6 protein-coding genes are annotated in these 6,770 nt (G+C 68.6%); 5 read left to right on the top strand and 1 reads right to left on the bottom strand.

The annotated features are described in order from the left end of the window. Positions 1–239: 239 nt before the first annotated feature. Complete coding sequence (locus ABZ078_RS36715) at positions 240–824, bottom strand: NADAR family protein (protein WP_356582681.1); 585 nt, start codon at positions 822–824, stop codon at positions 240–242. A gap of 170 nt (positions 825–994) precedes the next feature. Here ABZ078_RS36715 and ABZ078_RS36710 point away from each other — a divergent pair, with 170 nt between their 5' ends. The 5 genes from ABZ078_RS36710 to ABZ078_RS36690 all read left to right on the top strand — a co-directional run bounded on the left by ABZ078_RS36710 (position 995) and on the right by ABZ078_RS36690 (position 6,762). Then, positions 995–2,530 carry a gamma-aminobutyraldehyde dehydrogenase gene (locus ABZ078_RS36710; RefSeq protein WP_356582680.1) on the top strand — a complete coding sequence of 512 codons (1,536 nt, stop codon included), beginning with the start codon at positions 995–997 and terminating at the stop codon, positions 2,528–2,530. Between the two features lie 85 nt (positions 2,531–2,615). Further along, positions 2,616–3,863, top strand: a complete 1,248-nt coding sequence (locus tag ABZ078_RS36705) for a spermidine/putrescine ABC transporter substrate-binding protein (protein WP_356582678.1) — start codon at positions 2,616–2,618, stop codon at positions 3,861–3,863. 5 nt (positions 3,864–3,868) lie between these two features. Next, positions 3,869–5,032, top strand: coding sequence for an ABC transporter ATP-binding protein (locus ABZ078_RS36700; protein ID WP_356582676.1), 1,164 nt, complete (start codon positions 3,869–3,871; stop codon positions 5,030–5,032). Continuing rightward, a complete protein-coding gene (locus tag ABZ078_RS36695) occupies positions 5,032–5,961 on the top strand; it encodes an ABC transporter permease (RefSeq protein WP_356582674.1) in 930 nt (309 codons plus the stop codon). The genes ABZ078_RS36700 and ABZ078_RS36695 overlap by 1 nt, the downstream gene beginning before the upstream one ends. Then, positions 5,962–6,762: an ABC transporter permease gene (locus ABZ078_RS36690; RefSeq protein ID WP_356582672.1), complete on the top strand. Its 801-nt coding sequence runs from the start codon at positions 5,962–5,964 to the stop codon at positions 6,760–6,762. Positions 6,763–6,770: the final 8 nt, after the last annotated feature.

The following is a 6,770-nucleotide window of genomic DNA, read 5'->3' as shown; positions in this document are numbered from 1 at the left end:
CACCACACCGCCCCCCACGCACAGCACACCCCCCACCCCGCGAAACCGCGGCCGGGTTTCTCGCCCCCGCCGCCCCCACCCGTCCCATCCTGAAGGGGCGCTGCCCCTTCGACCCCGCCGCTCCCTGGGGGCCCGCGGCCCCCAGACCCCCGCTTTCGGCCCTGAACGGGCCTCGTCCTCAAACGCCGGACGGGCTGGAAGCGCGGATGCCCCCTCCGGGCGGGTGCGGGCCAGCAGTCCTACCCCCGCAGCCGCTCCCGCGCCTCCATCAACGCGAAGCCCAGCAGATTCGGCCCCCGCCACCGCTCAGGATCCCCCGCCCCCTCGTCACGCGCCGCCAGCCCGATTCCCCACACCCGGTCGACCGGACTCGCCTCGACCAGTACCCGATCTCCCGTGCCCAGCAGAAACCCGCGCAGATCCGCATGTGCCGCGAACTTGTGGACCGAGCCCTCGACGACGATCCGGAACCGCTCCCGGTCCCACACCACCTCGTCGAATCCCCGCACCAGCCGCCCGGCCTTCTTCGCCACCGACGGATGGCCGGCGTCCAGCACCCGCCGCTCCGCCTCCGCGTCGCCGAACAGCCGGGCCTTCTCGGCCATCATCCAGTGCTCGGCCGTCGCGTACTCCACCCCGTCGACCGTGAAAGGCGACGGCCACCACTGGCTGAGACAGCTCGCGCCCACCCGGCCGTCCGGCAGCGGCCGGTGGCCCCAGAAGTGCAGATACCTGACTCTCGCCCCCGCACGGACCTCCCTGATCAGGACATCCCAAGAATCGATCTTCGCCATGCCGCCGAGTCTGGCACGCACCACTGACAATCCGTCCCGCGTTTTTCCGCCTCACTCGACACCCGGTCGACAGATTCCGTCGCGTAATCAAATGGAAACAACGGAATCACTTGTTGGAGCCGCCCTGCTCTGTCAGGATCGGCACTCAAATCGAGCCTGAGCCACGCCGGCCCCACCTCGGGGACACGGAGGAGAGCGACATGCAGAACCCGGGCACCGCCACCCCGGAACGATTCCCGGCCCAGGACCGCTTCGCGGACGGCGCGCAGTACATCGCGGGCCGACCGGCGAAGGGGACCTCGGGACGTGCGCACGCCGTCGTCGACCCTGCCACCGGCGAGGAGGTGTACAGGTACGAGCTGGCCGGCGCCGACGACGTGGACGCCGCCGTCGCCGCCGCGCGCGAGGCATTCCCGGACTGGGCCGCCGCCACCCCGGGCGAGCGCTCGGACGCGCTGCACCGCTTCGCCGCCGTCCTCGCCGACCGCGCCGAGGACTTCGCCCGCGCCGAGTCCCTCCAGTGCGGGAAGCCCCTGAAGCTGACCCGCGAGTTCGACGTGCCGGGGACCATCGACAACACCGCGTTCTTCGCGGGTGCCGCCCGGCATCTTCAGGGGCAGTCCGCGGGGGAGTACTCCGGCGACCACACCTCCTACGTCCGCCGCGAACCCATCGGCGTCGTCGGGTCCGTCGCGCCCTGGAACTACCCCCTCCAGATGGCCGCCTGGAAGATCCTCCCGGCGATCGCCGCGGGCAACACGATCGTGCTCAAGCCCGCCGAGCTCACCCCGCTCACCTCACTCCTCTTCGCGCAGGCCGCCACCGACGCCGGGATCCCCGACGGTGTCGTCAACATCGTCACGGGGACCGGGAAGGACGCCGGTGAGCATCTCGTCGGGCATCCCGATGTCGCCATGACCTCCTTCACCGGCTCCACCGCCGTCGGCAAGCGCGTCGCCGAGATCGCCACCGGCACCGTGAAGCGGATCCACCTGGAGCTGGGCGGCAAGGCGCCCTTCGTCGTCTTCGACGACGCCGACCTCGAAGCGGCCGTCCACGGCGCCGTCGCGGGCGCCCTCATCAACACCGGGCAGGACTGCACGGCCGCCACGCGCGCGTACGTACAGCGACCGCTGTACGAGGAGTTCGTCGAGCGGACCGCGGCCCTGATGGAGAGCGTCCGGCTCGGTGATCCGTTCGCGCCGGGCACCGATCTCGGGCCGCTGATCTCCCGCCCGCAGCGGGACCGGGTCGCCGGGTTCGTCGACCGGGCGCGTGCCTACGCGCGCGTGGTGACCGGCGGTGCGGCGCCGAAGGGGGAGCTGGAGAACGGCGCGTACTACCTGCCCACCCTCGTCGCCGACGCGCCCCAGGACAGCGAGATCGTCCAGTCCGAGATCTTCGGGCCGGTTCTCGTCGTGCTCCCGTTCGACAGCGACGACGACGGGATCCGGCTGGCCAACGACACCCCCTACGGGCTCGCCGCCTCCGCCTGGAGCCGCGACGTCTACCGGGCGAACCGCGCCACCCGCGAGATCAAGGCGGGCTGCGTGTGGGTCAACGACCACATCCCGATCATCAGCGAGATGCCGCACGGCGGCTACAAGGCGTCCGGCTTCGGCAAGGACATGTCAGCGTACTCCTTCGATGAGTACACCCAGATCAAGCACGTCATGTTCGACAACACGGCGGTGGCCAGGAAGGACTGGCACCGCACGATCTTCGGGGACCGATAGTCAGATCAGGCGGGAGCAGCCGGCCGCCCGACCCGCGGCCGGCCTCCCCCACCTTTCCGATCTCTCCCGAAAGGGCACCACGCGCATGGAGCAGTACGAGCCCGACCGCCTGTCCCCGGCCCAAGTGGCCGCCATGCGGCGCAGCCTGCGCAACGGGCGGGCCGCCATGACCCGCCGTTCCCTGCTGCGCGCCTCCGCGGGTGGCGCGCTCGCGGCGGGCGGACTGGGCACGCTCAGTGCCTGCGGGATCCCCGCGGCCGGCAAGACCGAGGGCGGTACGTCCGCCGAGGACCACTCGGCGAAGGAGAAGGTCGTCACCTTCTCCAACTGGACCGAGTACATGGACGTCGACGAGAGCGGAAAGCGTCATCCGACGCTGGAGACGTTCACCGAGCGGACCGGGATCAAGGTCAAGTACACCGAGGACATCAACGACAACAACGAGTTCTTCGGGAAGATCAAGCCGCAGCTCGCGGCCGGCCAGGACACCGGCCGCGACATCGTCGTCCTCACGGACTGGCTGGCCGGCCGGCTCATCCGCCTCGGCTGGGTCCAGAAACTGGACGCCTCCAACCTGCCGCACGCCTTCACCAACCTGTCGCAGCAGTTCCGCAACCCCGACTGGGACCCGGGACGGGCGTACTCGTACCCCTGGCAGGGCATCTCGACGGTCATCGCCTACAACAAGAAGGCGCTCGACGGCGTCGAGGTGAAGACGGTCTCCGACCTGCTCGACAACCCCAGGCTCAAGGGCCGTGTCGGCTTCCTCACCGAGATGCGCGACACCGTCGGGATGACTCTGCTCGACATGGGCAAGGACCCGGCCAGGTTCAGCGACGACGACTACGACGCGGCGATCGCCCGCCTTCAAAAGGCCGTCGACAGGAAGCAGATCCGCCGGTTCACCGGCAACGACTACACCTCCGACCTCACCAGCGGCGACTTCGCGGCCTGCCTCGCCTGGGCCGGTGACGTCGTCCAGCTCAAGGCCGACAGCCCTGACATCGACTTCCTCATCCCGGACAGCGGCTACATGACGTCCAGCGACAACCTGCTGATCCCCAACAAGGCCCGTCACAAGACGAACGCCGAGCGGCTCATCGACTACTACTTCGAACCGAAGGCCGCCGCCGAGCTCGCCGCCTACATCAACTACGTCTGTCCCGTGGAGGGCGTGAAGGACGAGCTCGCGAAGATCGACGAGGACGCGGCGAACAACCCGCTGATCCTCCCCGACAAGGCCATGCAGGCCAAGTCCGTCGCCTTCCGCTCACTGAGCTCGAAGGAAGAGACGGCCTACGAAGAGAAGTTCGCGAAGCTGACAGGGGCGTGACCACCATGACGAACGACACCAGCGGCGACGTCCGCCTCTCCGGCATCAGCAAGACCTACGGCTCCTTCACCGCCGTACACCCGCTCGACCTGACCGTGCCGCAGGGCTCCTTCTTCGCCCTGCTCGGCGCCTCCGGCTGCGGCAAGACCACGACTCTGCGCATGATCGCGGGACTTGAGGAGCCCACCGCCGGCACCGTCCACCTCGGCGACCAGGACGTGACGGCGCTCCCGCCGTACAAGCGGCCGGTGAACACGGTCTTCCAGTCGTACGCCCTCTTCCCGCACCTGGACGTCTTCGAGAACGTCGCCTTCGGCCTGCGCCGCCGCGGCATCAAGAGCGTGAAGAAGCAGGTCGAGGAGATGCTCGACCTCGTCCAGCTCGGCGAGCAGGCGCGCAAGAAGCCGCACCAGCTGTCGGGTGGACAGCAGCAGCGGGTGGCCGTCGCCCGCGCGCTCATCAATCACCCCAAGGTGCTCCTCCTCGACGAGCCCCTCGGCGCCCTCGACCTCAAGCTGCGCCGCCAGATGCAGTTGGAGCTCAAGCGCATCCAGACCGAGGTCGGCATCACCTTCGTCCACGTCACGCACGACCAGGAGGAGGCCATGACGATGGCCGACACGGTCGCCGTGATGAACGCGGGCCGCGTCGAACAGCTCGGCTCGCCCACCGACCTCTACGAGAACCCGCGCACGACGTTCGTCGCCAACTTCCTCGGCACCTCCAACTTCATCGAGGCCGAGGTCGACTCCATGAGCGGCGACGACATCGTGCTGAAGGCGGGCGGCGGCAAGCTCGTCCTGCCCGGGGCGCGCTGCTCCGCGCCCACGACGACCGGCGGCAAGGTGCTGGCCGGCGTCCGCCCGGAGAAGATCTCCCTCAGCCACGCCGACGACGCGGGGGAGATACCGGAGGGCCGCAACCGCATCACCGGCAAGATCGCCGCCACGTCGTTCATCGGCGTCTCCACGCAGTACGTCGTCGACAGCGCCGTCTGCCCGGACTTCGAGGTCTACGTCCAGAACGTCGACCGCGACACCCGCCTGGTCCCGGGCGCCGACGTCGTCCTGCACTGGAGCCCGGCGCACACCTTCGGACTCGACGCGACGCAGTCCCTGCTCGCTGGGACAGCGGGCTCCGCCGGCGTCGATGAAGGAGCGGCCGCCTGATGCCGACGCTCACCGAGGCGCCCCCGCCTCTCACCCCGACCGCCCCGGCGAAGAAGCCGCCCCGCCGACGCGGCCGCCTGGTGCCGTACTGGCTCCTGCTGCCCGGCGTCCTGTGGCTGCTGGTCTTCTTCGCGCTGCCGATGATCTACCAGGCCTCCACGTCCGTGCAGACGGGCTCCCTGGAGGAGGGCTACAAGGTCACCTGGCACTTCGCCACCTACTGGGACGCCCTGTCCGCGTACTACCCGCAGTTCCTGCGCTCGGTGCTCTACGCCGGCTCGGCGACCGTCCTGTGCCTGATCCTCGGCTACCCGCTCGCCTACCTCATCGCCTTCCGCGCGGGCCGCTGGCGGAACCTGATCATGATCCTGGTGATCGCGCCGTTCTTCACCAGCTTCCTGATCCGCACCCTGGCCTGGAAGACGATCCTCGCGGACGGCGGCCCGGTCGTCGGCGCCCTCAACACCCTGCACGTCCTGGACGTCACCAGCTGGCTCGGCATGACCTCCGGCGACCGCGTGCTGGCCACGCCGCTCGCGGTGGTGTGCGGTCTGACGTACAACTTCCTGCCGTTCATGATCCTGCCGCTCTACACCTCGCTGGAGCGCATCGACCCACGGCTGCACGAGGCGGCGCACGACCTGTACGCCAAGCCCATCACCACCTTCCGCAAGGTCACCTTCCCGCTGTCGATGCCGGGTGTCGTCTCCGGCACGCTGCTGACCTTCATCCCGGCGGCCGGCGACTACGTCAACGCCGATCTGCTCGGCTCCACCGACACCCGCATGGTCGGCAACGTCATCCAGACGCAGTTCCTGCGGATTCTGGACTATCCGACGGCCGCTGCCCTCTCCTTCATCCTGATGGCCGCCATCCTCGTCATGGTGACCGTCTACATCCGCAGGTCCGGCACGGAGGATCTGGTTTAAATGACCTTCGTCAACTGGCTCAAGCGCAATCTCGTCGTCATCGCGGGACTGCTGACGCTCGCTTATCTCCTCCTGCCGAACATCGTCGTGACGGTCTTCTCCTTCAACCGGCCGAAGGGGCGCTTCAATTACGAGTGGCAGGAGTTCTCCACGGCCGCCTGGCAGGACCCCTGCGGCGTATCCGACCTGTGCGGCTCGCTGTCGGTCAGCCTCCAGATCGCGTTCTGGGCGACGCTCGGCGCCACGCTTCTCGGCACGCTGATCGCGTTCGCGCTGGTGCGCTACCGCTTCCGCGCGCGGGGCGCCGTGAACTCGCTGATCTTCCTGCCGATGGCGATGCCCGAGGTCGTCATGGCGGCCTCGCTGCTCACCCTGTTCCTCAACATGGGCGCCCAGCTCGGCTTCTGGACGATCCTGATCTCCCACATCATGTTCTGCCTCAGCTTCGTGGTGGTCGCCGTCAAGGCGCGCGTGATGTCGATGGACCCGAGGCTGGAACAGGCCGCGCAGGACCTGTACGCCGGACCGTTCCAGACGTTCGTCCGCGTCACCCTGCCGATCGCCGCACCCGGAATCGCGGCCGGCGCGCTGCTCGCCTTCGCGCTCTCCTTCGACGATTTCATCATCACCAATTTCAACGCGGGCTCGACCGTCACCTTCCCGATGTTCGTCTGGGGCTCGGCCCAGCGCGGAACTCCCGTTCAGATCAATGTCATCGGTACGGCCATGTTCATCGTCGCCGTACTGCTCGTCCTGGCCTCCATGGTCATCAGCAATCGCCGCACCAAGCAAAAGGCATAAAACCTTTG

The sequence above is a fragment of the Streptomyces sp. NPDC006385 genome, from assembly GCF_040612485.1.
In the GTDB taxonomy this organism is placed as follows: Bacteria; Actinomycetota; Actinomycetes; order Streptomycetales; family Streptomycetaceae; genus Streptomyces.
This window is presented reverse-complemented; position numbering and strand designations above follow the sequence as displayed.

Coding starts and splice junctions, on each gene's coding strand:
- ABZ078_RS36690 (WP_356582672.1), top strand. CDS start 5,962: ATGACCTTCGTCAACTGGCTCAAGCGCAATCTCGTCGTCATCGCGGGA.
- ABZ078_RS36705 (WP_356582678.1), top strand. CDS start 2,616: ATGGAGCAGTACGAGCCCGACCGCCTGTCCCCGGCCCAAGTGGCCGCC.
- ABZ078_RS36700 (WP_356582676.1), top strand. CDS start 3,869: ATGACGAACGACACCAGCGGCGACGTCCGCCTCTCCGGCATCAGCAAG.
- ABZ078_RS36710 (WP_356582680.1), top strand. CDS start 995: ATGCAGAACCCGGGCACCGCCACCCCGGAACGATTCCCGGCCCAGGAC.
- ABZ078_RS36695 (WP_356582674.1), top strand. CDS start 5,032: ATGCCGACGCTCACCGAGGCGCCCCCGCCTCTCACCCCGACCGCCCCG.